This is a genomic window from Sagittula sp. (assembly GCF_052825245.1).
This window is the reverse complement of record NZ_JBRBWD010000061.1, coordinates 34,549-61,355: the sequence shown is the minus strand read 5'-3', so window position 1 is coordinate 61,355 and position 26,807 is coordinate 34,549. Positions and strand designations below refer to the sequence as shown.

23 protein-coding genes are annotated in these 26,807 nt (G+C 64.5%); 4 read left to right on the top strand and 19 right to left on the bottom strand.

Features of this window, described 5'->3' with window-relative positions:
- Positions 1-368: 368 nt before the first annotated feature.
- Complete coding sequence (locus tag ACU0DV_RS24645) at positions 369-1,040, top strand: hypothetical protein (RefSeq protein ID WP_446240606.1); 672 nt, start codon at positions 369-371, stop codon at positions 1,038-1,040.
- A gap of 97 nt (positions 1,041-1,137) precedes the next feature.
- On the opposite strand, the gene ACU0DV_RS24640 is transcribed toward ACU0DV_RS24645, so the two are convergent.
- Together ACU0DV_RS24640 and ACU0DV_RS24635 are read right to left on the bottom strand one after the other, a co-directional pair.
- Positions 1,138-1,968, bottom strand: a complete 831-nt coding sequence (locus ACU0DV_RS24640; protein WP_446240605.1) for an abortive infection family protein — start codon at positions 1,966-1,968, stop codon at positions 1,138-1,140.
- 167 nt (positions 1,969-2,135) lie between these two features.
- Positions 2,136-2,678 carry a helix-turn-helix domain-containing protein gene (locus ACU0DV_RS24635; protein WP_446240604.1) on the bottom strand — a complete coding sequence of 181 codons (543 nt, stop codon included), beginning with the start codon at positions 2,676-2,678 and terminating at the stop codon, positions 2,136-2,138.
- 249 nt (positions 2,679-2,927) lie between these two features.
- Between ACU0DV_RS24635 and ACU0DV_RS24630 the strand changes: the two genes are divergently transcribed.
- Positions 2,928-4,100: a Shedu immune nuclease family protein gene (locus tag ACU0DV_RS24630; protein ID WP_446240603.1), complete on the top strand. Its 1,173-nt coding sequence runs from the start codon at positions 2,928-2,930 to the stop codon at positions 4,098-4,100.
- A 121-nt stretch (positions 4,101-4,221) separates the two neighbouring features.
- Here ACU0DV_RS24630 and ACU0DV_RS24625 read toward each other — a convergent pair whose 3' ends face one another.
- The 4 genes from ACU0DV_RS24625 to ACU0DV_RS24610 form a co-directional block, all read right to left on the bottom strand.
- Positions 4,222-5,523 carry an anti-phage deoxyguanosine triphosphatase gene (locus tag ACU0DV_RS24625; RefSeq protein WP_446240602.1) on the bottom strand — a complete coding sequence of 434 codons (1,302 nt, stop codon included), beginning with the start codon at positions 5,521-5,523 and terminating at the stop codon, positions 4,222-4,224.
- A gap of 318 nt (positions 5,524-5,841) precedes the next feature.
- Positions 5,842-6,228, bottom strand: a complete 387-nt coding sequence (locus tag ACU0DV_RS24620; protein WP_446240601.1) for a TIGR02391 family protein — start codon at positions 6,226-6,228, stop codon at positions 5,842-5,844.
- Entirely contained in the window at positions 6,185-8,539 is a 2,355-nt protein-coding gene (locus ACU0DV_RS24615; RefSeq protein ID WP_446240600.1) for a hypothetical protein, read from the bottom strand. Before ACU0DV_RS24615 ends, ACU0DV_RS24620 begins: the two co-directional genes overlap by 44 nt.
- On the bottom strand, positions 8,536-9,996 hold the full coding sequence (locus tag ACU0DV_RS24610) for a hypothetical protein (protein ID WP_446240599.1): 1,461 nt from the start codon (positions 9,994-9,996) through the stop codon (positions 8,536-8,538). The genes ACU0DV_RS24615 and ACU0DV_RS24610 overlap by 4 nt, the downstream gene beginning before the upstream one ends.
- A gap of 277 nt (positions 9,997-10,273) precedes the next feature.
- On the opposite strand from ACU0DV_RS24610, the gene ACU0DV_RS24605 reads away from it, so the two are divergent.
- On the top strand, positions 10,274-11,629 hold the full coding sequence (locus tag ACU0DV_RS24605; protein WP_446240598.1) for an IS5 family transposase: 1,356 nt from the start codon (positions 10,274-10,276) through the stop codon (positions 11,627-11,629).
- A 264-nt stretch (positions 11,630-11,893) separates the two neighbouring features.
- Here the strand turns inward: ACU0DV_RS24605 and ACU0DV_RS24600 are convergent, their stop codons facing one another.
- The 10 genes from ACU0DV_RS24600 to ACU0DV_RS24555 form a co-directional block, all read right to left on the bottom strand.
- Positions 11,894-12,037: a hypothetical protein gene (locus tag ACU0DV_RS24600; protein ID WP_446240597.1), complete on the bottom strand. Its 144-nt coding sequence runs from the start codon at positions 12,035-12,037 to the stop codon at positions 11,894-11,896.
- A gap of 243 nt (positions 12,038-12,280) precedes the next feature.
- Positions 12,281-12,436 carry a hypothetical protein gene (locus ACU0DV_RS24595; RefSeq protein WP_446273613.1) on the bottom strand — a complete coding sequence of 52 codons (156 nt, stop codon included), beginning with the start codon at positions 12,434-12,436 and terminating at the stop codon, positions 12,281-12,283.
- A gap of 446 nt (positions 12,437-12,882) precedes the next feature.
- A complete protein-coding gene (locus ACU0DV_RS24590; protein WP_446240596.1) occupies positions 12,883-14,007 on the bottom strand; it encodes an acetate/propionate family kinase in 1,125 nt (374 codons plus the stop codon).
- 144 nt (positions 14,008-14,151) lie between these two features.
- Entirely contained in the window at positions 14,152-15,621 is a 1,470-nt protein-coding gene (locus ACU0DV_RS24585; protein WP_446240595.1) for a mannitol dehydrogenase family protein, read from the bottom strand.
- A 67-nt stretch (positions 15,622-15,688) separates the two neighbouring features.
- On the bottom strand, positions 15,689-16,462 hold the full coding sequence (locus ACU0DV_RS24580) for an L-iditol 2-dehydrogenase (protein ID WP_446240594.1): 774 nt from the start codon (positions 16,460-16,462) through the stop codon (positions 15,689-15,691).
- Positions 16,459-17,463, bottom strand: coding sequence for an ABC transporter ATP-binding protein (locus tag ACU0DV_RS24575; RefSeq protein ID WP_100930062.1), 1,005 nt, complete (start codon positions 17,461-17,463; stop codon positions 16,459-16,461). The genes ACU0DV_RS24580 and ACU0DV_RS24575 overlap by 4 nt, the downstream gene beginning before the upstream one ends.
- A 19-nt stretch (positions 17,464-17,482) precedes the next feature.
- The gene (locus tag ACU0DV_RS24570) at positions 17,483-18,313 is read right to left on the bottom strand and encodes a carbohydrate ABC transporter permease (RefSeq protein ID WP_100930061.1); all 831 of its coding nucleotides are present in this window, start codon (positions 18,311-18,313) and stop codon (positions 17,483-17,485) included.
- A gap of 13 nt (positions 18,314-18,326) precedes the next feature.
- A complete protein-coding gene (locus ACU0DV_RS24565; RefSeq protein WP_100930060.1) occupies positions 18,327-19,193 on the bottom strand; it encodes a carbohydrate ABC transporter permease in 867 nt (288 codons plus the stop codon).
- Positions 19,194-19,314: 121 nt separating this feature from the next.
- On the bottom strand, positions 19,315-20,616 hold the full coding sequence (locus tag ACU0DV_RS24560; protein WP_446240593.1) for an ABC transporter substrate-binding protein: 1,302 nt from the start codon (positions 20,614-20,616) through the stop codon (positions 19,315-19,317).
- 117 nt (positions 20,617-20,733) lie between these two features.
- On the bottom strand, positions 20,734-21,765 hold the full coding sequence (locus ACU0DV_RS24555) for a LacI family DNA-binding transcriptional regulator (RefSeq protein ID WP_446240591.1): 1,032 nt from the start codon (positions 21,763-21,765) through the stop codon (positions 20,734-20,736).
- 217 nt (positions 21,766-21,982) lie between these two features.
- Between ACU0DV_RS24555 and ACU0DV_RS24550 the strand changes: the two genes are divergently transcribed.
- Positions 21,983-22,915 carry a pirin family protein gene (locus ACU0DV_RS24550; RefSeq protein ID WP_446240590.1) on the top strand — a complete coding sequence of 311 codons (933 nt, stop codon included), beginning with the start codon at positions 21,983-21,985 and terminating at the stop codon, positions 22,913-22,915.
- A 3-nt stretch (positions 22,916-22,918) separates the two neighbouring features.
- On the opposite strand, the gene ACU0DV_RS24545 is transcribed toward ACU0DV_RS24550, so the two are convergent.
- The 3 genes from ACU0DV_RS24545 to pglA are packed head-to-tail and all read right to left on the bottom strand — an operon-like array spanning position 22,919 to position 26,744.
- Positions 22,919-24,148, bottom strand: a complete 1,230-nt coding sequence (locus ACU0DV_RS24545; RefSeq protein ID WP_446240589.1) for a pectinesterase family protein — start codon at positions 24,146-24,148, stop codon at positions 22,919-22,921.
- Positions 24,145-25,239: a glycoside hydrolase family 88/105 protein gene (locus tag ACU0DV_RS24540; RefSeq protein WP_446240588.1), complete on the bottom strand. Its 1,095-nt coding sequence runs from the start codon at positions 25,237-25,239 to the stop codon at positions 24,145-24,147. The genes ACU0DV_RS24545 and ACU0DV_RS24540 overlap by 4 nt, the downstream gene beginning before the upstream one ends.
- Positions 25,233-26,744, bottom strand: a complete 1,512-nt coding sequence (gene pglA / locus ACU0DV_RS24535; protein WP_446240587.1) for a polygalacturonase PglA — start codon at positions 26,742-26,744, stop codon at positions 25,233-25,235. Before pglA ends, ACU0DV_RS24540 begins: the two co-directional genes overlap by 7 nt.
- Between the last annotated feature and the right edge of the window lie 63 nt (positions 26,745-26,807).

Below are 26,807 nucleotides of genomic sequence, written 5' to 3'. Positions count from 1 at the left end.
TCAACAATCGCCGCCTTCTCGAACCCATCGGGAACATTCCGCCCGCAGAGGCCGAGGCAAACTTCTACGCTGCTCGGGAAACATCAGGCATGGCCGCGTAACTAAGACAAATCAGCCTCCGGCAAACCCGGCGCGGTTCATATCGCCGCTGGGTCAGTTCTCAGTGACATCCAACAATAGCGTCGCTTCGGAGATTCTATACATATGAAACAACGAGAATTTCCGTCCGTGGCGCGCCTCTGAGCACCTCGACGATCATCGCGACATTTGCCGATGTCAGGGATTTCCTCCGCTTCTCGAAGTCTTACCCAAAGCCCCTGATCAAGGAGCTGGACAAGCTTCTCCAGAAGCTGCGGGACCGGTCCAGCGTGGAGACGGCCCGGAAATTCGCAGCCCTCGCCGCGATCGACATCACCACCATTCATCCGCGCGCCGTGGCAGTCCTCGAAGATGTGCCACAGCAAACCAACCCGGCAAAGCGTGTCATCAAGCGCAACAGAGCCATGGCGATCGCGGTGCCCCCGCTGACACCCCTTCGACGTGAATGGCATGATCTCAGGTTCGGCCGCGACCTCGTCTGGACCGAGGGCCGTTATCGCCTCCGGGACTACAAGCTGCGAAAGACCCGGCACCTTCCCGGCCGGGAAGAATACCCCGGCTCCGTTCATCCGAGCGTCCAGCTTTTCGTCGATGCCCGCGTGCTTCAGGATGATGACCCAAAATACCTCGACGCCCTGCGCGACGCGGCCGAGGAAGAAGAATGGCCGCTATTCGTCCATCCAGATGGCACGCTCGTTGCCGAGAATTACGTGTCGCAGGTCTGGTCAACCGAGTTTGGCACCGGCGCGCACATCTGCCGATCCATCGTCTACGACGTGGTCTTCGCGATCAGCGAGGATGCGACGCTGGCCGGCATGTTGATGAACGATCACACCTCGCAGCAGGCGCGGAAGAAATACACCGGCGACCGCGCCAAACAGGCCTCACTGGCAGCCGCCGGGAAAGAGATCGACGACATCTTCGACGCGTATGATGCATGAGCTGGTTCCTACAGATGGCATCCCAGTTTAGCTTGCTGGCACGGACGTCCCGGTAGAGCTCCTTGGCCGAGGCGGTCGTCAGGCAGAACGATGATGCTCACTCCGCCGGCTCCGCGGCCGCCGGCAGGCTGCGCTGCATCTTCCGCTCCCACGTCTCGATCAGGAACAGCGCGACGGTGCTCGAGGCGTGGATCGCGAGACGCGCGATCCGCGGGTCAATCTGGCGGTGACCCCGCTCCCGGCCGTGGGCGTCGCCGCCATGGGTGCGCAGCGCCCCGATCCCTTCGGTGGCCGTTGTCAGGCCGCTCAAGACCTTGCGGATGTCGCCGGCGATCAGATCCGGCAGATCCGTGCGCCCGGGGGAGAGGCCGAGCGGTTCCTGGACCGCACGCACGAGCGCGGAGACGTCCTTCTTCGCCGGCAGATCCAGTCCGAGCTCGACAAGGATCGAGCAGCAGACTGCCTCCAGAGTTGCGCACGCGGCCGTCACGGCGTCCTCGGGGTCTTCCTCAGCGTTTCGGGTGGCGCGATCGAGATCCCGGCTCACCGTCCCGAAATCCAGCGTCGCGGTCTTCTCGGCGATGGCGCCGACTACAGCGGCCCCGGAGCCGCGCTTGCGCAGGATCGCCCTGCCCCCGAGCAATGCGACCTCGAACCCGTCCGGCGCGAGATGCAGATTCAGGTGGTCGAGTACGGCCTGTGTCTTCTCCGGCTCCCGCGCGTGGTTTCTGGGGTCGGCAACCTTTTCGATCGCTCGGCCGATCAGCTCGTCACCGTTCTCCTGTCGGGCGGCCCAGTTGAGGCAACCTCTGAGCTTCGGCAAGCGGGAGCCTTCGCCGCGCACCGGATCGATGCCGCAGGCCATGAGAAATCCGTCGATGTCAGAGGCACTACGGTAGAGGCCGATCGACGGCTCGGGATTGTTCATCCCGGACCCGCCCGAGATTACTTGAACAAGGGCCTCAATGGCGAAGGTCGAAAACGACGACATCGGGTCAGAGCCACAGCTGGGCGGTGCTGACCGCAAGGCCGATGACCGCGATGATGAGCATGATACGGCGGTAGACGATTTCGTTGTCCATGTTCACCTCCCGATCACGACGCTGTCTGGCGCTTGCGCAGCCCCGGCCGCTCAGCGGCACGCTTGGTCGCCTTGCCGTCCTTCTCGGCCTTCTCCATGTCCGCCACGATCGGCTTCAGCCGTTCGACGAGAGGCCGCAGATCGTATTCGTTCGATGTCCGGCCGCCGGTCTTGTGATACCGCTCGTTCCGCCGCAGGAGTTGCGCCTCTTCGAGGGTTACGATGGCCCTTTGCACGGTCTTCGTGCTGACGCTGAGTCGCTCCGCGATCGTCTTCTTCGAGGGCCAAGGCATCTCCTCCGGCCTCCACCAGTGATCCATCAGGTGGAGGAGCACCGCGAGCTCGTTCGGGCCGATGCCGAGACGGGCCTGGCCGCGTAGCAAGGCGGAGGGAACCACGGTATATCCGAGAGCAACGGTGCCCTTGCCCCATTTCCTGGTGAGCGTCCGCTCGTCCTCCGCCTCCTTCTTCCTCCGATCTCCGATCGGGATCACCTTCTTCGCGTCTTCGGGCATCGCTGCCTCCTGCTTGTTGTGGTTGAGGTGAAGATGAGGCATGGAAGTCGTTTATGTAAGGGTTTTGGGCCCTGACGCTATGGTCTTATACGACCATAGGTATGGACGTAAACGTCCTTGGGTTGCATGGACCCGGGCGTCCACGGAAGAAGGACGACTTTCCAGATAAGGACGCACTGCCGAAGGACGCGATTAGAGAGACCAAGCCCCTGGACGCTGATGTCCATAGCCCGAGACGCATATTTGGGATCGTTTCTTGCCAGCCTCCGCAATCCGCTCCACGATCCTGGCATGAGCGACGAACGCGATTTCTTCCGCCTGCGCCGGGCCGCCAAGACGTATATCTCCAAGGTCTTCACATACGGCGCCCACACCACCGAACGGTTGCGCAACGTGCGCATGGTAATGGACGGCTCAGACGTCCTTCACCTGGGCGAGGTGGAGGGAGCCATGTGCCTGCGCCTGTCCGGCGAGAAGCGCAGGACCCAGGTCACGGCGGTGATCACCCAAGACAACAAGGCGGTTCGTCGCCTTACCCTGCAGAGCTTTCAGACCCGCAAGGAAGACTGGTATCAGGGCTACGAGGAGCACGCTTTTACCTTTCGCGGCGATGAGTTCCGGCGCCTGCTGACCTTCCTCGACCGTCTCGAGTTCATCGACCTCGCCAACGAGGACCGGTTCGACATCGAGGACATCTCGACCGGTGCCGGGCGCAAGGCCATCGTCGATGCCTCTGATAGAGAAATCGTGGAGCGGCTCCGGGCCATGAGGGGCGACGACCGAGAGGCCCTGCTCAGGACGCTGCACGGCTCACTTTCGCCGGAGGAGGTCAACATCCTGCTGGGGCGCAGGCAGGCGCTGGAGGCCTACGAGCAGCGGATAGAGGACGGCACCTGGTCGGAGCGGGAGTGGCAGGATTTCTTCGACCGCGAGCCCTGGGTGTTCGGCTACGGGCTCGACTATCGGATCATGCGCCCCTTCGAGCGCGAGGCGACCGTCTCCGGAGGCGGAACCGACAACCGCGGTAAGCCGGTGGTCGATTTCCTGATGAGCTTCACGGATTACACTGTGCTCGTGGAAATCAAGCGGCCCGATACGCCGATATTCCGCGCGGCTCCGGGTGGCGTGGGCGGCCGCGCGGGCACCCGGGCGTTCAGCGCGGAGTTCACCGGTGCTGTGTCGCAGATTCTCGAGCAGAAGGCGGAATGGCTGGCGTTCGCCGCTGGCGGCGAACACTTCTCCCGCGACGGCACCCGCCGACTGGAGGCGCGGACGCGCAACGCGAAGACGATACTCGTGATCGGCTCCCGCCGGGAGTTCGAGGCGGCGGGAGACATTCGGGCGGCGCAGGTGATGAGAGATACGTTCGAGCTGTTCCGCCGTGAGACCCGGTCCATCGACATCGTTACATTCGACGAGTTGCTGGAGCGGGCTCGGTTCATCACGCGTGACGGCCGGTCGTAGAGCCTGCCTGGTCCGTCCGCTGCGCTTTCTCCGGCTGCTGGATTGGCGAACGGGACGATTGCCGGCGACTCGCCAACATCGCGATCTCGTCGCCTCTCCGACATCACCATGAAGAGGATGTTCAGATCTCGTCGCCGCTGCTGCCGAACCCGGGCGTGAAGAACCGGTGGTAGACCATCTCCGCGTAGCGGTCGGTCATGCCGGCGACGTAATCGCAGACCACGCGTTCTGTTGGAGCGCCGGTGGCACGAAGATCCTCCAGCGAAGAGGTAGGTATAAACGCCTTCGGGTCATCCATGAACGCGTCGTAGAGGTTCGCGACGACGCGCTGCCCGCGACGCTCCAGCTGTTGCACGTGGGCTCGTTTCACCACCAGTGAGTAGGAAACCTTCTTCAGGGCCCCGAGCAGTTCTCGCTCTGCGTCGGGAAGATCGACCTTGTGTGCGAGGAGGGGATGCATGAAGCGCTGAACCCTCTCGATACGCGCGGCTGTGATGAAATGGTTCACCAGCCTCGAGACTGCCGGCTTGCGCTCAAACGCGCCATTCGAGAAGGAGTCCGCGATCCCTTTGCCCGTAAGCAGACTGTCGCCCGCTCCAACTGAGCCGCCGACCTTGTCGAACGCGCTCACCACAGCTTCCCGAAACTCATCGGGTGGTACAAGCTGACGCCCGGCAATGTCCTCCAGGTCGTGGATACCGTAGGCGATGTCGTCGGCCAGCTCCATGATGCTGCAATCCAGCGTGTGGAAGATGGGGCGATCCTTATCTGGGTCCCGGTGCTTGAGTTGGTGGCGCTCGCTGTCATGGAATGGCTCCATCGCCCAGTCGACGATCTCCTTCTCTTCATCGAAGAAGCATTTCGGTGGATCGGGATCATGCTTGGACAGATCGAAGGAGCCGTAGGGCACCGGGTATTTCAGGATGGCGAGAACGAGTCTTCGCGTCGGGTTGAGGCCTTTGCCCTGCTGCCGATGCTTCTCGAGCCGGGTAAGAATGCGGAGCGTCTGCCCGTTCCCCTCAAAGCCACCATGGTCGCGCATCTTGGCGTGTAACGCTCGCTCGCCGCCATGCCCGAACGGCGGGTGTCCGAGGTCGTGTGCGAGGCAAGCGGCCTCCAGCAGATCTCGGCTTGGTAGCCATGCCTCTATTTCGGCATCGACATCGCTGCTGCGTTCTTTTCCCGGCACGTGCTCGAGGAGGCCGTAGCCGATCTGGGCGCATTCGACCGAGTGGGTCAGCCGCGTGCGGTGGAAGTCGCCCTCGCCGACCCCCATGACTTGTGTCTTGCCTTGCAGGCGGCGAAAGCCAGCAGAGTGAATGACCCGCGCGCGGTCCCTTGAAAACTCCTGGCGCTTGTCGCCGGGTCGGCTTTCCTCCGGCTCCTGGCGTTTTGCAAAGATCGTCTGATCGCTACTGCTCATGTTCGTCTCGCTTCGATTGTGGGTCGGCAGCTTCCCGCGTCATTGATCGACCTCGACGCAGGTATGCTTGCGGATCTTCTCGGGCACCAGCCCCGGGCCAGCGCCCCCGAGCGCTTCGAGGCTGAATCTCCCGACGGCCATGGCACCCTCCTTGGTGCGGCGTCTATGGCCTGAATGAGTTCGCCCTCGTACAGTAGGACGACCTGGTATTTCATCTGGAGGTTCGGAGCATCGAGACAGGAAAGGTCGGCATAGCCTGGCTGGGGTTCTCCGTCGTAGGCCACGATGGCCAGCGGGATTTGCCGCTCAAGGTCTGGATCACGATTCATCTGTCTGTCTTTCCTGCGGAGCCGGCCGCCGCGCATCGACGATGCGCGGCAGGTGGCTGGCGAGCGTAACGATTTCGATCACTTCGCCGGCATCCTCCATGGCTACGTTCCGGTGTGAGTGCGGGTTCTTGTAGGAACCGACCTCGCCGGCGAAGAGGTGTATGAGGGCTTCGCGCTCGGCCTCTTCCTGCCCAGGGTCCCGTAGCGGCCCCGTGTCCTTGTGGAAGGCCCGACGGATCATTGGTACTCCGTGTTCTCCGACGGGGAACCCAGCCGCCTCGCGCACCGCGATCTCTACTGCGCGCATGGTGGTGAACACCGCTTCGGCAAAGTCACCGCGCACGAAGGCCAGCCAGACCTTCTCGGCGATCGCCACGGGAGTCTATCAATCCGGCATGCGCCGTCGACAGCGCGGGCATCGCTCGCCGCACGAAAGCGTCCGCTGCCGGGCGCGTGCGCACGAGACTCATGACGCTCCTCGCAAGGCCAGCATTCACCGCCTCGAGTTGAGCGATCACGGATCTCGGCATCTCGGCCTGGCGCGCGGCGTCGAGCACAAGCCCTGCCGTGAACAGGATCGTCGCGAGCGCGTCGATGCACTCCTCTTCGAGCGCGTTGTCCTCCATCGCGGCCACTTGGCGTTCCAACGGTGCCTCGAGCTCCTGGAGTAATCGACCGAGAAGCCGGATCCAGCTGCGTGCCGGTTCCGTGGCAGAGATCGGATGAGTCTCGTCGTGCCTTTTGCCCACGGGCGCGCTCGACTTGAGCACCACGTTGATCAGGATGTGCAGCCGGATGGCATTCAGGAAATTTAGAGGTTCGACGTCGGGACGCGCCAGGGCGTCGCAGGTCTCGCGAACGCGGAGGGCGAGCCGGTCTGCGCGCTCATTGGCCTGGGTCCATGAGGCTTTTTTCCTGGGTGCCCTGGGCATTTTTTGCGAAGCCTGACCGCCGTTATGGCCACCTCCGGCCCCATTGCCGGAGAGGGCTTTCGTCAGAGCATCGTCATCATCCTCATCGACCTCCTCGGCGCTCAGTCCAAGGCAGCTGTTAACGAAGCGGCGCATCTCGGCAACCGGACCGGACCTCATCGCTTGCTCTTCTTCCCGGGTCGGGGCCAGCTCGCGATACTCGTCGTCAGTCAGGCGCGCGCTCTGACTTTCGTCATCCTCATCATCTTGATGATCGTCGCCGCTGCTCGTGCGATCACGTTTCACGTCCCGCTTGACAGTGATCTCCTGCCGGCTCGCCATGATGATCTTCAGCGCGCGCTCATAGTCCTCCTCGTCGAGGTCACTGCGCCCTTCGAGATCGGCGAGCAGGCGCGCGGCGCGCCCAGAGTTCGCGGGCTCCGAGCTCCGCCCCAGCCGGCCAAGCGACGCGATCGGGATCGGCGCGCTTGCGGTCTCATTGCCGAATATCACGCGCCCGACGCGAGGAGCCGGCCCGTCCGTGTCGAACTCGCAAGACCACTGGCCATGCGCCAGGGACGGCGCGAATACCCCGATGACGCTGTTCGCGCTGTCGGTGAGTTCAAGGCGGCATCCATCGGGTTTGTCGACCCCGGAAGGCGGGTGCCAGAAAAGCATTCCGTGATCGATCCAGAGCGCGCCACCATCCGGCACCGCGGCTGGCTCGTTCTCGGCCATGACCGCACCCGACTTGCGCGGTCGCAGATGTGAAAGGGGCATCTCTTCAGAAAGACAGACAGAAAGCTCGAGCCGGTCAATCACTGCGCCCGCAGGCTCCGTGCGTATGATGCAAGCCTCTGCATTTCCGGCGCCATTGAAGCGACCGAAAAGACCAGCTTCAGAGATATTGGCTGACCCCGAGAGGATGTAATCGGCATCCTGCCCACAGGCGACGAGCAGCTTCGCATGGAGACGCCTCGTTCCGCCTGCGGCATGCGTGCCGGTCGAATGCAGCGTCAGCCCCGTCTTCGACTGAAAGGTGGTTGCGCTGAAATCGTGCTCCCCGGTTTCGACTACCAGGGCGCTTACGGGGGACCCGAGGCTTTCTCGCATCTGTTCAAGTCCGCGTAGGTCATCGTCCCAATACGGAGACACCGCGACAAGTCGATCGATCACATCATCCCCGATGAAAGAAACGAATGCCTCCCCTACCCCGGCCTCTTCAGTTTCCGTGATGAAGGATACCCGCTGGCCGTCGATCTCCACCTCGGTGGCCGCGGTTGCTGTCGATAGCCACGGTGTCTTTGCCCGAGCCCTGCCAAGGACGTCCTTCATCGCCCGGTCCCGGGGGTCTGCGTGACGCTCGAAGTATTCCAGCGCGGCAACCAGCAGCGGTGCCGCACGCATGTCTTCCGAGGTGACGAGGATCTCGCTCACCGCTTCCATGTTACCCACCAGGCCGGCCCCAGTGAGGTTGGCGGAGCCGATCATCAGCGAGCCGCCTTCGCGTCCCAGCCTCAGGGCAATCTTAGGGTGGAAGGCGCCGGACACGTTTCTTTTCGCCAAGTGATAGGCGGTGCCGGCGCGCGGTGCCGGTGCCGCCTCGGATAGTGTCCTGTTCAGCATATTCTGATCGGCGATGATGCCGATGTTCCGGCACCCGCGACTGCGCATCCCGATCAGGATTACGTTCTCGAAGACAGTCGGGTCGAAGCTGAACGTCGTCAGCAGAGCCGAGTGATATCCCTCGGCGCGGAATACCTGATCATACCTCATACAGCCTCAAGGTAATCACGGCCGCGGTCAGTCAATCGCCCCTTGGACAGCAGCCCGACGTCGTCGAGGAATTTGATGGCTGTGGAAAGCCTTGGCCCGCTGGGGTTCGCGTCTATGAGGGAGCGCGCCCTGAGACGCGCATGCTCGAGCTCCACCAGGTAGGTATAGCTCCCCTGGAGGCGAAACTTGCGGGCAGCGACCTCGAGGTGCCGGCGCAACACCCGTTCGTATATGAGCTGGCCCATGGCTTTCGAGGCAGGCTCGCGGCGCCTGTGCTCGATCCAGGTCAGTTCCGTGACACAGGTCTGATGGCCTGGCTTCGTAGGTAGGCTACCCTCGAGTTCATCAATACGGAATCGCCACTCCGCCCATAGGCGGGCGATCGGCGCCATGATCGCCCCCAGAGGTGCGCCCTCGGCGCGGCCTGCGTTCTGTAGGTCGTGCAGGCTTTGGTTTGAAGCAGAGAGCTGATCGAGCCATTCTCCGAGAGGCATATCTGGAACATCGCTGATGATATCCCCTATGAGTTCTGGCACGAGGAGCCCTTCAGACGCATCCTCGAGGCCAAGAATGGCATGGTTCATCAGGTTCTCATAGGAGACGCGCAGCATGTCGCCGACCTGGTAGTGCTGCCAGGCCGCATGGGCTTCTGCGTGGTGCCCGTCCGGAGAGTGATCCATCCACCACCACCGCAACATGTTTTCACTGACAGGCTGACTGTCTGTCTTTCTGGCGATCTCCAAGATGGCCAGGAGAGAAGCTCTCCGGGCAAGGCCGGCCTCCGATCCGCCTTCGCCCATAAGGATTTCCCTGAGCAAGCGCGCTTCCTCCCCGTCTTGGTCAAGCGCGCTGGGCGCCATCGGGAGCATCATGGCAAGTTCGACCCGGCTTACTTGCCCAGCCTTCGCGATCTCGAAGAATCGCTCCGGAGCGATGGGGAGTGCGGCCTCGTATGCCTTGGCGAGACGCTCTCCGTCCTTGGTTGGCACCGGCATGTCGTGCCGGGCAGCTCGGGCCAGGAGTCCTATCTCGCGCATCTGGCCGAAGTAGGTGCCCTGGAAATCACCGGCCGGCGGGCCGAGGTAGCGCAGATCGGCCGGCGTCTCGAGGCTCGTCTCGGATCGGAAGGCAAGGATGTCACCCTCCTCGGCCAGCTTGTCCAAGGCAAAGCGCGCGCCGGCGATGCCGGTTTCCCTGTTCCACTGTGCCGACGCCAAGGCGTAAAGGGCTTCCACTCGCCGGGTGTGCTCATGGAAGGCCTTCTTAGAGGTGATCTTCGTCGTTCGCGCGTTTCGTGTGATCCACCACGCATGAAAAGCATAGTTCCGCATTCTGGTGGTGACTGAACTGAAGCCCGGAAGCAGCGACTGGTAGAAGGCCTCGACCGGAGCAAGCATAGCCAAGTGATCCAGTCCCGACGAGGCGCCAATTTCGGTCCACTCTGCCTGCCCGTCCATGGTCCCTCCTTGCCCCATTCCTGGTTGCCAGACTATGGGCAGCAACGCCCTCGTGGAATAGCTGATGGGACAATCTGGCGAAATTTCAATTACGTGCCAATTCTTGGCGCAGGCGACAGGAAACTTTTCCATCCGGAGTAATCTGGATTTTCTAAGAAGTTCATCCTGAACAACCCTCAACCATCAGTTATTGCGAGGGAATGCGGCGTTTTCCTTAGGTCTTGGATGCAGGATTTTGTATTCTCGCGGTAGAAACCCTGCAATTTCGAGCTGCGATATGAAGCCCAGAAAGCCGTCCCCGGAACAGGATGATCTGCTGCGCGCACGCCTGGTCGAGATGATCGACATGCGCCACGAACTGGTGAAGCTCGCCGCCCTGATCGACTGGGAGGTGTTCGAGCGGGAATGGGAGGGGCTCTTCCCGTCCCTGGTCGGCCGTCCGGCCACGCCGACCCGCCTGGTCGCGGGGCTCTTCTATCTCCAGCATGCGTTCCGGTTGTCCGATGACGCTGTCGTGGCCCGGTGGGCGGAGAACCCGTACTGGCAGCATTTCTGCGGCGAGATGTTCTTTCAGCACCGTCTTCCGATCGACCCTTCGTCGATGACCCGCTGGCGCAACCGCATCGGCGAGGAAGGCGTGGAATGGCTGCTGACCGAGACGATCCGGGCCGGACAGCGCGCCGGGACGGTGCAGGACGACCATCTGGAGAAGGTCACCGTCGATACCACGGTGATGGAGAAGAACATCGCGCATCCCACCGATGCCCGGCTTTACGAGACCGCGCGGCGCAAGCTGGTCGGGCTCGCGCGCGAGGCCGGCATCGACCTGCGCCAGAACTACAATCGCTTGGGCCCTCGGCTATGCGGTCAGGTCGGCCGCTATGCCCATGCCCGGCAGTTCAAGCGGATGCGCAAGGCCCTGCGTCGGCTCAAGGGCTATACCGGGCGCGTCCTGCGCGACATCGAGCGGCAGATGGAAAAGGTGGCCGAGGGACCGCTGAAATCACGACTGCAAGATCTGCTGGCCCTGGTGAACCGGCTGCTGGCGCAGAAGCCGAAGGACCGCCGAAAGCTCTACAGCCTGCACGAACCGGTCGTGGACTGCATCTCGAAAGGCAAGGCGCACAAGCGCTACGAGTTCGGTACGAAGGTCACCGTCGCCACCACCACCGAAGGCGGCTTTGTCGTCGGCATGCGCGCACTTCCGGGCAATCCTTATGACGGACACACCCTGCACGAGGCGCTGGAACAGGTGGAGATCCTGACCGACCGGCGTCCGCACATGGCCTTCGTCGACCGCGGCTACCGCGGCCACGGCGTCGAGACCGTGAAGGTCTTCATCAGCGGTGCGCGGCGCGGCGTCACCAGGACGATCGCGAAGCTGCTGCGACGACGAAGCGCCATCGAACCGATGATCGGCCATATGAAGACCGACGGCCGCCTGACCCGATGCCCGCTCAAGGGAACGACAGGCGACGCGCTCTTCGCAGTCCTCTGCGGCTGCGGCCACAACATCCGCATGATCCTGCGCCATCTGAGGGTCGTCTTGTGCCAGCTCGTCTGGCTGATCACACTGCTCCGAAGCTGCATGCCCCGCCTCGGTCGCCATCAGGAACCGCAAATCGCCGCCTGACATCGTTGTTCAGGATGAACTAAGAAGTGCTCCAATCGAATAGTCCGGTTTGAAATATAGAGCATGGTCGGCTTGGAATTGCCTCCAACGTTGGAACTCTCGCGTCAACGCGTGGATGTCATCGATGACCGTTTTGCATCCGGCAGATTGATAGGCACCTTGCGCTGCATCAAGCGATGCTTAGGAATATGCAGTAGGCCCGGCGCTCAGATACGCGGAGTGTCTGCCGCACATGATCGAAATATACACGGCGGCTGGCGGTGCTCAGCAGTTTCCCCGGGCAACCTGGTTCAGGATCAACTTGTCCAGTGCCAGGTCTGAAACCGCACGCCTGAGCGCGGCAGTCTGCATCGAAATTTGCTTCAGACTTTGTAGCTTGTCCCGGCTGATGCCGCCAATGATGCGCATCGCTCGGCCACCTCATCACGGCGAACCTCCAACCCTTCAAGTACGATGTGGATTTTCTCCCCGCACGGAAGGTGCTTCCGTGTGCGCCGGCGAATGTCCTTTAGCTTCGCCTCAGCTGTAGGCTTCGATGACGGTGCGGCGCGGCGCCACGTCGTAGACGTCGCGCTTGAACTCGACCGTGTAGCCGAGGTGCTGCCGGAGATCGCTTGCCTCGGCGCGGACCCGGCGGCGACGGTCGCAGTCCTATCCGACCCCGTGAACCACCACAAAGGCGATACGGTTCGGCGGGCCGACATGCGCTTGCGGGTAAATGCGCAGGTGCGGCAGGTCGCCTTTGGCTGCCCGCAAGGCAGTCCGGGACCGGCCGAAGCGATCGGGCCGGGTGTCCTGTGTCTGCATGGATGTCGCTCCTCTTGCTCTATGCAATGGAGCTTGGCCAGATCGGGCATCGACGAAACCGAGAACCATGTCACTCGGTCACGTCCCGCGCCCGACGTGATGTCTCGGCACTTCTCGATCAACGAAAACTTCCAACGACGGCCACATGTTGCTGCTATTTTGTTGCTACTTGACTCTGCGAGGCGGATTATCCAATTAAGATCAATGACCTACGAAGCGTTGCTCCAATCCATCATCGGTGCGACAGAGAGGCGTGCGGCCTTTCGGACGTCGGTTCCGGCGGTATGATCGGCCTGTTTACGCATGATCGCCGAAGTGTTGCTGCCCGATACGGCGGTCTTTGCCCTCGATCCGCGCCGCGGTGCAACCGATTGTTGCCGCGCTCGTGAAGAGGGGCGCCTTTTGGCCTGTGAAAGACGGTGGAGGCAATGCCGGCGTCGTCGGCTTCACCGGCCTTTCGATACCTGCGCCGCGGCCCGGAGCAGAACGTCCTCCTCCCTTGCCGCGCGCACCATCGTCTCAACCCCGCTGCCGTCCCTGCCCGGCAGGAAGGCGAGGCCTTGCATGATCGCTGTGCGGATCGGGGCCGCGTTCTCGCCTATGCCGCCGCTGAAGACCAGAACGTCCAGGCCGCCCATGGCCCCCGCCGCCCGGCAGACCTCTCCGACCACACGGGCGACGAAATGCGGCATGGCCTCTGCTGCCTCCGGCCGGTCGGAGGCGGTCAGGTCGCGCATGTCGCTCGACAAGCCGGAGAGCCCCAGCAGGCCAGAGCGGTGGTAGAGCAGCGTCTCGATCTCTTCCGCCGAATGGCCGGTGCGCAGGAGGTGCAGGATCACGCCGGGATCCAGCGCGCCGCAACGGGTGCCCATCGTCAGCCCGTCGAGCACCGAAAAGCCCATGCTGGTGGCCTTCGAGCGCCCGTTCTCGACCGCCGTGACGGAACAGCCGTTGCCCAGGTGCGCGATGGCGAGGCGCGTGGTGTCCAGGGGGAAGCCTTCTGCCCGGAGCGCCGTGCAGATGGACTGGCACGCCAACCCGTGAAATCCGTAGCGTCGGATGCCCTCGTCATAGTACCGACGCGGCAGGGCGTAGGCGTCGTGTTCGAAGGGCTTTCCCGCATGGAAGGCCGTGTCGAAGCAGGCGACGTGGCGGGCGTCGGGGAAAAGGTCCTGCGCCGCCCGGATCGCGCCGATCCCATGCGGCTGGTGGAGTGGCGCGAGGGGGACGATGTCTTCCAGCGCGGTCAGCACCTCCGGCGTGACCGGCTCCGGCGCGGTGAACCTGTGCCCGCCGTGCACGATACGGTGACCGACGCCGGTCATCCGCAGGTCCCGGCGATCCGTCTGCAGGATGGCCAGAAGGCGCTGGAGGGCATCGGCATGGGTGGCGCCGGGGACGGACTGCTCCTGCCTGCCGTCGTCGTGGCTGTGGAGCGTAATCATCGCTTTATCGGTGCCGAGACGCTCCGCCGCGCCCCAGAGCAGCGGCGCCCCGGGCGCAGAGGCCCGGGCCACCGAGAACTTCACCGAAGAAGAGCCGGTGTTCAGGGCAAGGACGGCGTCGGTCATGGTCTCCCCCAGTCTGCGCCCGGCCTGACGGCGGCACCGATTGTCATCGGCGCCGCACAGGGGCGCGTCGCGTCAGGAGGGTATTGCGCAAAGCGCGCGCCATGCCAACCGCCGGAGGACATCGGCGGCGCGCCACGGACCGGCCTAGGCCAGGTAGGTCTTCAACGTGGCCACCACCCCGCCCGACCAGAGCATGCGCAGCCACTTGTCGAAGGCCGCAGTGAACCGTGGATCGTCCGCGAGCGCGCCGTAGAAATGGCGCTGCGCGAGCCAGGCGGAGGGGTCATCCTTCGCTGCGGTGGCCGCCGCCTTCAGGTCGTCCCAGACTGGATCGTTCGCGATGATCTCCGACCCGTCCTCCCGCTTGCCTGCGCACATCCGTACCCAAAGCGCCTGCGACAGGGCCAGCCCGTCCAGCGGCGTGTCCTTGGCCACGGCGTCGCGGATCTGCGGCAGCACCGCCCCGGTGTGGCGGGAGGAGCCGTCGAAGGCCACGCGCCGAACGGTGTCGGCGATCTTCGGGTTGGAGAAGCGTTCGTCGATCAGGTCGACATAGGCCTCGGGGGTCATGCCCGGGACGGCGTGGATATGCGGCGCCATCTCCTCCAGCGCGATCTTGCGGAAGAGCCCCTTGATCTGCGGATGCTCCATCGTTTCGTGGATGGTCTCGATCCCGAGGATCTCCGCAGGCGCGGCGATGACCTGATGGCCACCGTTCAGGATGCGCAGCTTCATCGCCTCGTAGTCGTGGACGAGGTCGGTGATCGTGGCGCCGACGTTCTCCCATGCCGGACGACCGGCACAGAACTTGTCCTCGATCACCCACTGGCGGAAGTTCTCGTGCGTGACCGGCACGGCGTCGTCGACGCCGAAATCCTGCACCAGCGCCAGCTCCTTCGGCCCGGTGGCGGGCACGATGCAGTCGACCATGGAGTTCGGGAAGGCGGAATTCGCCTCGATCCAGTCGGCCAGACCAGCATCCATCAGGCGGGCGAGCGAGACAATGACCATGTGCATGATCTCGCCATTGCCGGGAAGGTTGTCGCAGCTTTGGCAGGTGAAGGCCGGGATATCCGCATCGCGGCGCCGCCGCAGCGCCGCCACCATGGCGCCGAAGGCAGTCCGGGGCGCGTCGGGGTGGGCGACGTCGTGCTGGATGTCCGGATGGGACGGATCGAACTTCTTGGTCGCCGGATCGAGGTAATAGCCGCCTTCGGTGACGGTCAGCGCGACGATACGGATCGCCGGATCGGCCATCTGCGCGATCAGCGCGCCGTTGCCCTCTTCGATGGGCACATAGCCGATCATCGAGCCTACCACCTCGGCGGAGGTGCCCTTCGGGTCGAGCTCGATCAGCGTGGTCAGGTAGTCCTGTGCGGCCATCTTCCGGCGCTGCGCCTCGTCGTAGGGACGGACGCCGGCACCGATGATGCCCCAATCAAGCGCCTCGCCCTGCTGCATCAGACGATGGAGATACCAAGCCTGATGCGCGCGGTGGAAATTGCCCAGTCCGATATGCACGATGCCGGGCGTCACCGCGCTCCGGTCGTAGGTGGGGCGCGCGATGGCCACAGGCAAATCGGACAGGTTGGCGTCACAAAGTCTGGTCGCCATGGGAACCTCTCAGGGATGGGCGGGAGGCCGCGCCTCCCGACAGGTCAATAAAGGGGCCATTCTGCGGTCAGCTCATCCACTGGCCGCCGTCGACGTTGTAGGTCTGGGCGACCACGTAATCGGAGTCGCTCGACGCGAGGAAAACGGCCATGGGGGACAGGTCGCCGGGTACGGCATAGCGGCCCGCGGGCACGCTCGCCTCGACCTCGCGGCGCTTCTGGCCGAGCGGCTTGCCCTCCAGCCTGGCGAACATGGAATCGACGTGGACCCAGTGTTCGCCGTCCACCACGCCCGGCGCGATGGCGTTCACGTTGATGCCGTGCTTGATCAGGTTCAGTCCGGCGGATTGGGTCATCGAGATCACCGCCGCCTTGGTGGAGCAGTAGACCAGCACGAGGCTTTCGCCCCGCCGCCCGGCCTGCGATGCCATGTTGATGATCTTGCCGCCCTGCCCCTGCGCAATCATCTGCTTGGCCGCCGCCTGCATGGTGAAGAGCGTGCCCGCCACGTTGATCGCATAAAGCCGGTCATAGCTGTCGCGGGTGATGTCCACCGTCTCGGCCGCGTCGAAGACCGCGGCGTTGTTGACGAGGATGTCGAGCTTGCCCGCGCGCTCGACCACACCGGCGATGGCGGCGTCGATGCTGTCCTGCCGGGTCACGTCGAGGTGGATGGCATAGGCCCCCTCCCCCAGTTCCGCCGCCGTGGCCTCGGCCGCCGCCATGTCGATGTCACCGATGGCGACGGTCGCGCCCTCACGCAGGTAGGCTTCGGCAAACCCCTTGCCGATGCCACGCGCCGCGCCGGTGATCAGCGCGGATTTTCCGTCCAGTCTTTTCATGCGATGCGCAGGCCCTTGGCGTCGAAGCGGTGGATCTTGTCGGGTTCAGGGGTCATCCAGACGGTATCGCCGTGCCGCAGGCCGAACTCGCCACCCACGCGCAGGGTGATCGTCTCGGCCAAGCCGCTGTCGTGGATATGCAGGAAGGTGTCGGAGCCCAGGTGCTCGGACACGCCGACAACGCCTTTCCACGTTCCGGATTCGGTCGAGGCCTGAAGGTGCTCGGGTCGGACGCCGATGGTATGGGCGTCGTACTTGGCGGCCTCCGGACCGTCGATGAGGTTCATCTTCGGCGAGCCGATGAACCCGGCGACGAAGAGGTTGCGCGGCTCGCGGTAGAGCTCGAGCGGAGAGCCGACCTGCTCGATATGGCCTGCACGCAGCACCACGATCTTGTCGGCCATGGTCATGGCTTCGACCTGGTCGTGGGTCACGTAGATCATCGTGGTGGCCAGCTTCTTGTGAAGCTCGCTGATCTCCATCCGCATCCCCACGCGCAGCGCCGCGTCGAGGTTCGACAGCGGTTCGTCGAAGAGGAAGGCGGCGGGCTCGCGCACGATCGCACGGCCGATGGCCACGCGCTGACGCTGCCCGCCCGACAGTTGCCCCGGACGCCGTTCCAGATAGTCCGTCAGGTTCAGGGCCTTTGCGGCGGCGTCGATGCGCCGCTTCTGTTCATCTTCCGGCACGCCCGCCATCTTCATCGGGAAGGCGATGTTCTTGCGCACCGTCATGTGCGGGTAGAGCGCGTAGGACTGGAACACCATCGCCAGCCGCCGCTTGGCGGGCGGCAGCGATGTGGCGTCCTGCCCGTCGATCTGAATGTGGCCGCCGGTGACGTCCTCCAGCCCGGCGATCAGCCGCAGAAGGGTGGATTTGCCGCAGCCCGAGGGGCCGACGAAGACGACGAACTCACCATCTTCGATGTCCAGGTCGAGCGGCGGGATGACGGTCACATCCCCGAAGGATTTCTTGACCGATTTCAGTTGGATACGTCCCATGTTTCTTCTCCCCCCTCGCTTATTTCACCGCGCCGAACGTCAGGCCGCGGACAAGTTGTTTCTGGCTGAACCAGCCCATGATCAGGATCGGGGCGATGGCCATGACGGACGCCGCCGAGAGTTTCGCGTAGAACAGCCCTTCGGGGCTGGAGTAGCTGGCGATGAAGGCCGTCAGCGGGGCCGCCTTCGCCGCAGTCAGGTTCAGGGTCCAGAACGCCTCGTTCCAGGCGAGGATGAAGTTCAGGAGCAGCGTCGACGCGATCCCCGGCACCGCCATCGGCGTCAGAACGTAAAGGATCTCTTCCCTCAGGCTGGCACCGTCCATCCGCGCGGCTTCCAGGATCTCGCCCGGGATTTCGCGGAAGTAGGTGTAGAGCATCCAGACGATGATCGGCAGGTTGATGAGCATCATCACGATGACCAGACCGATGCGGGTGTCCAGAAGACCCATTTTGATGAACAGCAGGTAGATCGGGTAGAGCACGCCGACCGCCGGCAACATCTTGGTGGAGAGCATCCAGAGCAGGATGTCCTTGGTCCGCCGCGAAGGCACGAAGGCCATCGACCATGCGGCGGGCACCGCGATGATGATCCCGAGGATGGTCGACCCGCCCGCGATGATCACCGAGTTCCACAGGAACCGCATGTAGTTGGAGCGTTCCTGCACCACCCCGTAGTTCTCCAGCGTCCAGTCGAAGAACAGGAAGACCGGCGGATCGGAGATGGCCTGCGCCTCTGTCTTGAAGCTGGTCAGGATGGTCCAGAGGATCGGGAAGAAGATCAGCAGGCCGATCCCCCAGGCGATTGCGGTGTTCAGCGCCTTGCGCTGGCTTGTGACTGCGCGAGCCATGATACGTCCTCCCTCACGCGTCCAGGTTCTTGCCGACGATGCGCATCAGGAAGATGGCGACGATGTTGGCAAGGATGATGGCATAGACACCCCCGGCAGAGCCGAGACCGACGTTCTGGCTTTCCAGCACGCGCTGGAAGATCAGGTAGGTCAGCGTCCGGGTGCCGAACGACCCTTGGGTGGTGACGAAGATTTCCGCGAAGATCGACAGCAGGAAGATCGTCTGGATCAGGATCACGATGGTGATCGCCCGGCCAAGGTGCGGCAGGATGATGTAGGTGAAACGGGAGTGCGCGGGCGCGCCGTCCATCTCCGCCGCCTCGAGCTGCTCACTGTCGAGCGACTGGATCGCGGTCAGTAGGATGAGCGTCGCGAAGGGCAGCCACTGCCAGGACACGATCATGATGATCGATGTCATCGAGGCGTTGGAGAGCCATTCGACCGGCGTCGCTCCGAAGAATTTCCAGAGGTGGGCAAACAGGCCGTTCACCGGGTCCATGAACATGTTCTTCCAGACCAGCGCCGACACGGTCGGCATGACGAAGAACGGCGCGATGACAAGCAGTCGGACAATCCCCTGCCCCCACATCGGCTGGTCGAGAAGCAGCGCCAGGAAGACCCCCAGCACCACGGTGATGACCAGAACGCCGCCGACGATGATCAGCGTGGTGAGGACCGAGGGCCAGAAGGCGCTGGACGTCACGAAACGCACGTAGTTCTCGAAACCGGCCCAGCCAAGATCGCCGCCGCGCAGCGGCAGGTACGTCTTGAACGAGAAATACAGCGTCATCAGCAGGGGTACGAGCATCCAGCCCAGAAGCAGCACGACGGCGGGTGCCATCATCAGCCGCGCGGCGGATCGCGAATGTTGCGTTGCCATGTGACGTCCTCCCTCACCGGCGGCACGGCAGCCGCGCGGAACGTTCATGAATGGAATATGTGTTGTACCAATTGGCCCGGGGACAACCTGCAGCGGTCGCCCCCGGACCGGGGAGGAGGCCTTAGTAGCCTGCGGCTTCCATTTCCTCGGCAGTGATCGACTGCGCCTTTTCCAGCGCTTCTTCTGCCGATTGCTGGCCTGCCAGCGCTGCCGAGAATTCCTGTCCGACCTGGGTTGCGATACCGGCGAACTCGGGGATCGCGACGAACTGCACGCCCTGGTACGGGACCGGGTCCACGGTCGGCTCAAGCGGGTCGGCGGAGTTGATGCTCTCCAGGGTCATCTTGGCGAACGGCACCTTCTGGTACTCCGGGTTCTCGTAGAGCGAGGTACGGGCGCCCGGGGGAACGTTGGCCCAGCCTTCGTTCTCGGCCACGAGCTCGATGTAATCCTTCGAGGTCGCCCACTCGATGAACTCCTTGGCTGCGGCTTCCTTGGCGGTGCCCGCCGGGATGCCCAGTGCCCATGCCCAGAGCCAGTTGCCCCGCTTGCCGTTGCCGGCGTCCGGTGCCAGCGCGAAGCCGACCTTGTCCGCCACGGTGGAGTCGTTGGGGTTGGTCACGAAGGAGGCCGCCACGGTGGCGTCGATCCACATGCCGCACTTGCCCTGCTGGAACAGCGCGAGGTTCTCGTTGAAGCCGTTGGTGGACGCGCCCGGAGGACCGTAGTTGTTCATCAAGTCGAGGTAGAAGTTCAGGGTCTGGGACCATGCCTCGCTGTCGAACTGCGGGGTCCAGTCCTCGTCGAACCAGCGCGCGCCGAAGGAGTTGGACATGGCGGTCAGGAAGGCCATGTTTTCGCCCCAGCCGGCCTTGCCGCGCAGGCAGACGCCGTAGATCTCGGCGTCCTTGTCGGTCATCGCCTCAGCCGCTTCCTTCACGAAGTCCCAGGTCGGGGCGTCGGGCATTTCCAGACCGGCCTCTTCCATCAGGTCGGTGCGGTACATGATCATCGACGATTCACCGTAGAACGGTGCCGCGTAGAGCGTGCCGTCGTAGGACAGGCCGTCGCGCATGGCGGGAAGGATGTCGTCGGCGTCGTAGCTGTCGCTGAGGTCGTCCAGCGCCACGAGCCAGCCGTTCTTGGCCCAGATCGGCGTCTCGTACATGCCGATGGTCATGATGTCGAACTGGCCGCCCTTGGTGGCGATGTCCTGGGTCACGCGCTGACGCAGCACGTTTTCCTCGAGGGTGACCCACTCCACTTCATTACCGGTCTTTTCGGTGAAATCGCTCGTCAGACCCTGCATCCGGATCATGTCGCCGTTGTTGACGGTCGCGATGGTCAGCGTCTCGGCCGTGGCCGCGGTGGCGGCAACAGAAACGAGCGCGCTCACTGCGAACAGTGCGCTCTTCAGTTTCATCCAATTTCCTCCCTTGGTCTCTTGGATCGAACTGGCAACAGCTAAGACCAAGTGTCGCACTCCGTCAATCCATTTCTTTACTCCCGTAAATTTCTTTCTTGCCGCAGCGCAGAAACTTTACGCAGAGTTTCGCATGACAAGTTTGCCCTCGAACAGGATTTCCCGGCGGATTTCAGTGCGTTCGCCGCCGTCTATCAGCTTGAACAGCAAGTCGACGCTGCGTTCTGCGATTGCGGTGTAGTCTTGGCTGACGGTGGTAAGCGACGGGCAGGTGTAGCGCGAAAACGGGTGATCGTCGTGTCCGGCAATGCGCAACGAGGTGCCGAATCCGCGCCCCACGCGCAGGCCCTTCTCGTAGGCGGCCGCGAGCAACCCTATGGCGAGACGGTCATTCGAACACAAGATGGTATCCGAGGGCAAAGCGCGCTCTTCGATCAGCTTCAGCCCGCCCTCGTAACCGATCCGCTCGAACTCCCAGTCCTCGCCCTCGACCTGCAGCAGGTGCACGGGATGCCCCTCCCGCTCCATCGCCTCGGAGTAGGCCTTGCGCCTGCGGTAGGCGTTCGGGTTGGTCGGGGTGCGCATCTCGAAGAATGCCGGCGAACTGCCGGTGCGGCACAAGTAGTCGCAGATCAAGGTGGTGGCCTGCAGGTTGTCGTGGCCCACAAATGCGTCTCCCAAACCGCTGATATTGCTGTCGAACAGGACGGACGGCACATCCTTGCAGAAGGCCTCGACCGCGTCGCGGTCCGATGCCCGGCCAAGCGGCGCCATCAGCACCCCGGCGGGCTTGATCGACCGGAGGCTGTCGAGGTTCTCGATCTCCTGGCTGGTGCTGCCGTGCGACGACAGCAGGATCGGACGGAAGCCCGCCTCGATCACCATGGTCTCGATATTGCGTGCGATCTCGGCAAAGAACGGGTCGGCGAGATAGGGCACCACAATGCCCACGTTCTTCGTCAGCTTCCGGTTCTGGTTGATCGCGAAGATGTTGGGCCGGTAGTCGAATTCCTCGAGCGCATCCTCGATCCTCTGGCGGGTCGATTTGCGCACGCTCGACGGGTCGTGGAAGTACTTCGACAACGTGGGACGGGAGATGCCGCAGACCGTGGCGAATTGCTCCATGTTCCGAATTCTCTGGTCCGACATTGCTGATCCCCTCGTCCCGTCGCAACCGCACCCCGTCACCCGGACCCGCCGCGAATTCGCACATATTTCTTTACGCGCGACATGTTTTCAAAAGATTGTATTGTTGGCGTCGAGCGGGGGTCAAGTGTTTGTTCCCGCGCAGCATCCGTGAGTCGCCACGCGCCCTCGGCGCGCCTATCATCTTCCCACGGTCGACAGTCCCACAGGAGCCACTGACATGAGCTGGAATCCGAATCTGACCCCGGGCCATCCCGACGACGCGGGCCCCGACGCCATCGAAACGGTCATCGTACCCCGGGCACGCGACCTCGGCGACTTCGAGGTGCGGCGCGCCCTGCCCGCCCCACAGCGCCAGATGGTCGGCCCGTTCATCTTCTTCGATCAGGCCGGCCCGGCGGAGTTTCTGACCGGGCAAGGCGTTGACGTCCGCCCCCACCCCCACATCGGGCTCGGCACCGTCACCTACCTTTACCGCGGCGACTTCCATCACCGCGACTCCACCGGCGCCGACCAGGTGATCCGCCCGGGCGAGCTGAACTGGATGATCGCAGGCAAGGGCGTCACGCATTCCGAACGGACCTCTGCCGAGGGCCGATCCGGTCCCAACAGCCTGTTCGGCATCCAGACGTGGATCGCCCTGCCCGAGGATCGCGAAGACAGCGACCCGGTGTTCGAGCACCACGGCAAGGCCAGCCTGCCAGAGTTCAACGACGGCGGTGTCTCGGCCCGGCTGATCCTTGGCCGTGCCTTCGGAGCCACGGCGCCCGCCACGCTCTATTCCGACACCTTCTATCTGGACGTGACGCTGGAGGCCGGCGCCCGCTTTCCCCTGCCCGACGATCACGAGGACCGGGGCATCTATGTCTCGACCGGATCGGTCCGCGTGGCAGGCCAGGTTTTCGAGGCTGGCCGCATGATGGTCTTCCGCCCGGGCGACGCGATCACTGTCGAGGCCGGTCCCGAAGGGGCGCGCCTGATGGCCCTGGGCGGAGAAACCCTAAACGGCCCGCGCTACATCTGGTGGAACTTCGTGGCCTCCTCCCGCGACAGGATCGAGGCCGCCAAGGAAGAGTGGCGCGCGGCGCATTGGGGCAAGGGCATGTTCGACCTGCCACCCGCCGACCGGGAAGAACACATCCCCCTGCCCTGACGCCTAGGGCCAGCGGCAGTCGATGATCTCCAGCCAGGGTTCGGACGGTTCCGGCCTCTCGACCCCCGGCGCCCGGTCGCGCAGCCAGTCCTGCAGGTACTCAAGAAACGCATCGCTGCCGGGCTGCACCGGCCGGTGGCGCGCTGTGCCGGGCGCGCCCCAGTCGTCCCACGGAGCCTCCCGGTTTATGTGCGGCCCGATCTCGCACGCGACCAGCGCGCATTTGCCCACCGCCTCCAGCGTGCGGCGACTGACGCCCTTCTCGCCCCCTTCGGCAAAGGACCTGTCAGTCAGCCGGACCTCCGGATCGGTGTAGGGAGAGGCGCGCACCCCTTCGAACCATTGCCGGCCAAGGCGGCATCCCCCATTTGCGCCCGCCTCCGTCCCGTCATGGCGGAACGCGCAGCGGTGAAAGACGAACCCGTAAGGCGAAGAGAGCGCCGTGGACGGGGCCGTGGCCCAGTTCGATGCGCCGCGTGCGCCCCTTGACCGGACCTCGCACCCCTCGAAAAAGGCCATCGCGCCGCCGAAGATGAAATCGACATCTCCCTCGATCACGCTGTCCGAGACATGGATACGCGGCACCGGGCGACCTTGCGGCGCCTGAAGGTAGAGCGTGTCCTGAAATGACGACAGGTGCACGTTGTGAAGGGCGACCCTGTCCGCCGCCAAGTGCAGCGCGACGGCTTGGTGCTGCCCCTCGGCAAAACGCCCGTCCATATCCTTTGAGCCGCCCTCCGGCGCGGCCGCCGCGCGGTCGCAGGCATAATCGTTGCGCAGGGTCATGCCTTCGATGCGGCAGCCCTCGGCCAATACGGTCAGCACGCCGCTGTTGCCGGTGGAGATGACGTCCCGCGCGGCGATCCGTTCGAAGTGCGCACGGCTGTCGCGGTGCATCGTCCTGATCCGCGGACCGAAACGGCGCGCGTATTCCTCGCCCGGCATCTGGGCATCTATCCGTGCCGCGACGATCACTTCCCCCGCGCCATCTCCCCGCAGGGTCAGCGGCGGCGCGCCCTCGGGGATCACAATCGGCCCGGGGTAGAAGCCCGCCGCGATGCGGATCTCGCGCCGGGCCGTGCCGAACTCTGTCCGTCCGGTCAGGCAGAGGTCGATGGCTGCCTGTATGTCGCTGACCGGCCCGTCCGGGGAAACCTCGATCACCGGACCGTCGCCGACCTCCTCCGGCCAGTCGCCCAATACCAGCGCCTTTGCCAGGCGGTCGGGGATCATGCGCGCACGCGCTCCCGGGCACCCGCCTCTTCCGCCAGAAGGTTCTCCGCCACCGCCATCATGAGCGGCCCGACCCCTTTGGCGTCATCGGGCACGCGCGCTTCGGTCAGGTAGTATTCGGCGGACCCGTCGCGGAAGCGCCCCTCGAACATACCCAGCCCCGCGACCTGGCAGATATCCTCCATGCGGGGACCGTCCGACCCGTCGCGCAGGACACGCCGGACCAGCAGATCGGCAAGGCCCTCCGTATCGCCCGTCCAGAGCCCAAGCGCCCGCGCCCGCAAGAGCGCGTAGGTGAACATGGAGGAGGCCGAGGCCTCCTCGTAATTGCCTGGCAGGTCCGGGCGATCCACGACCTGCAGCCAAAGCCCGCCCTCCTGCCGGAGCGCATCTATCCGCGAAAGAAGGTCCGTGGCCCGCGCTTCGAGCGGGGCAAAGCGTGCCGGTCCGGCAAGGTCGCGCAGATCGACCAGCGCCATGGCCAGCCACCCCAGCGCCCGCGCCCAATGCGCCGGGTTGTGGCCGGTCACCGCGTCGGCCCAGGGCTGCTTGCGCACCTCGTCGACGGCATGGGCGTAAAGCCCGGTCTCCGGCACCCATGTCATTTCCAGCGCGGTATCCACCTGTTTCAGGGCGTCCTCCACCATGGCGGCGTCGCCGGTGCGCAGCCCGTATCCCACGGCGAAGGGCGCGCCCATGTAGAGACCGTCGAGCCAGACCTGCCAAGGGTAGCGCAACTTGTGCCACCACACGCCCGAACGCGTCCTCGGGTGCGTTTCAAGTTGCCCCGCCAGCAGCCCCGCCGCGTCGAGCCAGCGCGGATCGCCCGTCACCTCGTCGAGATACAGAAGCGCGCGGCCCGCCATGACGTGGTCGATGTTGTACTCGCTCTGGCTGTACCCGGCGAGCGACGGCCCCGGCTCGACCTGGGGCGATATCAGCCGCAGCAGGTGGTCCAGCCAGACGCGATCGCCCGTGGCACGGTGCAGAAGCTCCAGCCCGCGATAGACGCAGCCGTCCTCGTAACACCACGCGCCGCCCTTGTAGGCGCGGTAGTCGCGGGCGAACGCGTCGAAATACTCCATCAGCATGGCGCCTCTTCCCTCTCGTTCATGATCTCCGGCGCGCCCGCGACCTCGGCGAAATCCGACCAGAGGGCCGCGTTGCGCAGCTCCGGCACGTGCAGCGCCATCAGCGGCACATCCGGCGCGGCGTTGGCGTCAAAGGACACCCGGTAGCGTATCAGTGTTAGGCCCTGCACCGGCGCCTCCGGCAGGCCCAGCACCGCCGCCGCGGCAACCGTCACCCCCGTCGCCGTCACATCGGTGAAGGTTATGTCCGATATCTCGGGCGTGCCCGCGTCGCGCGGGGCCGGTGCGCGGGACTGGACCCGGTCGTCCTTGCCGTCCGCGTCGCAGAAATAGAAGGCGTTGACCGCGAGCGGTGTCGGCACGTCCGTCATCGCCACGTCCGAGAAGCGGACCCGCCGGACAAACCCGCCCCGGCCCCGTCGCGTCTTGATGCGCAGCCCACGGTCGGTGGCGTCGAAGGCGCAGGCGTGCACGGTCACGTCCTCGATCCCGCCGGACATCTCCGACCCCAGCACCACCGCCCCATGGCCGCGCGCCATGCGGCAATGATGAATGTTCAGGTCCCTGCACGGCGCGAGGTGGGCATTGTTGCCACCGGGCACGCGCTTGCCCGCCTTGACCGCGATGCAGTCGTCACCGACGGAGAAGTCGACGCAGGCGATCTCCCCCCCCTCGCAGCTTTCAGGGTTGAGGCCGTCGGTGTTGGGGCTGTCGGGCGGGTTCTCGATCCGCAGGTTCGAGACATGCAGGCTCCGGCAGAACACCGGGTGCACGGTCCAAGACGGCGCATTGCGCACCGTGAGACCGGTCAGCCGCGCCTCATGGCAGCGGATCAGTTGCAGCGCCCTCGGGCGCCGCGCGCCATCCCGCGTCTCCTTCGGCCAGGACCACCAGTCGCCCCGGTCGCCGCCGCCGTCGATGGTGCCCCGGCCGGTGATCGTCAGCCCGTCACACTCCACCGCCGTCACAAGTGCGGCGAAGCATCGCTCCGGCACGCCTTCCCACGTGCCGAGGACGCGGCCCTCTGGGTCAAGGGCGTCGAGTTTCGGCCAGCCGCTGCGGTCCGCGATGCCGTAGAGCTCCGCGCCGTCTTCCAGAAGCAGCGTCATGCGCGGCTTGAGGAACACCGGCCCGGTCGGGTAGCGCCCCGGCCCTACCCTGAGCGTGCCCCCCTCCGGCACGGCGGCGACGGCGCGGGCAAAAGCCTGCGCGTTGTCCGCGGCATCTGTCGAAACACCATGGTCACTGGCTTCCACCAGCCCCGCGCAGGCTTCGGTTACGAAGTCCAGCGTGCCGATGGAGGTCTCCAGCCGGTAGCCGCTGTCCGGCGACAGGCGGTCTAGGAACAGTGCGCAGACCGTCTGCGTCCCGGACCCGAGCGGTACGCCCCGTTCGTCCAGCAGCGTCCAGCGGACGGGATCCGGCAAGGCGAACCGCGTCCCCGGCGGGCACAATAGAAGAGAGACCGTCCGCGCGCTGAGGGCGAGGACCTGTATGTCGGTCATGTCGATGTCCATCCTGTTGGCGGCTGGCCGGGACACGCGCCCCGGCCAGCCCTGTCGTCGAAA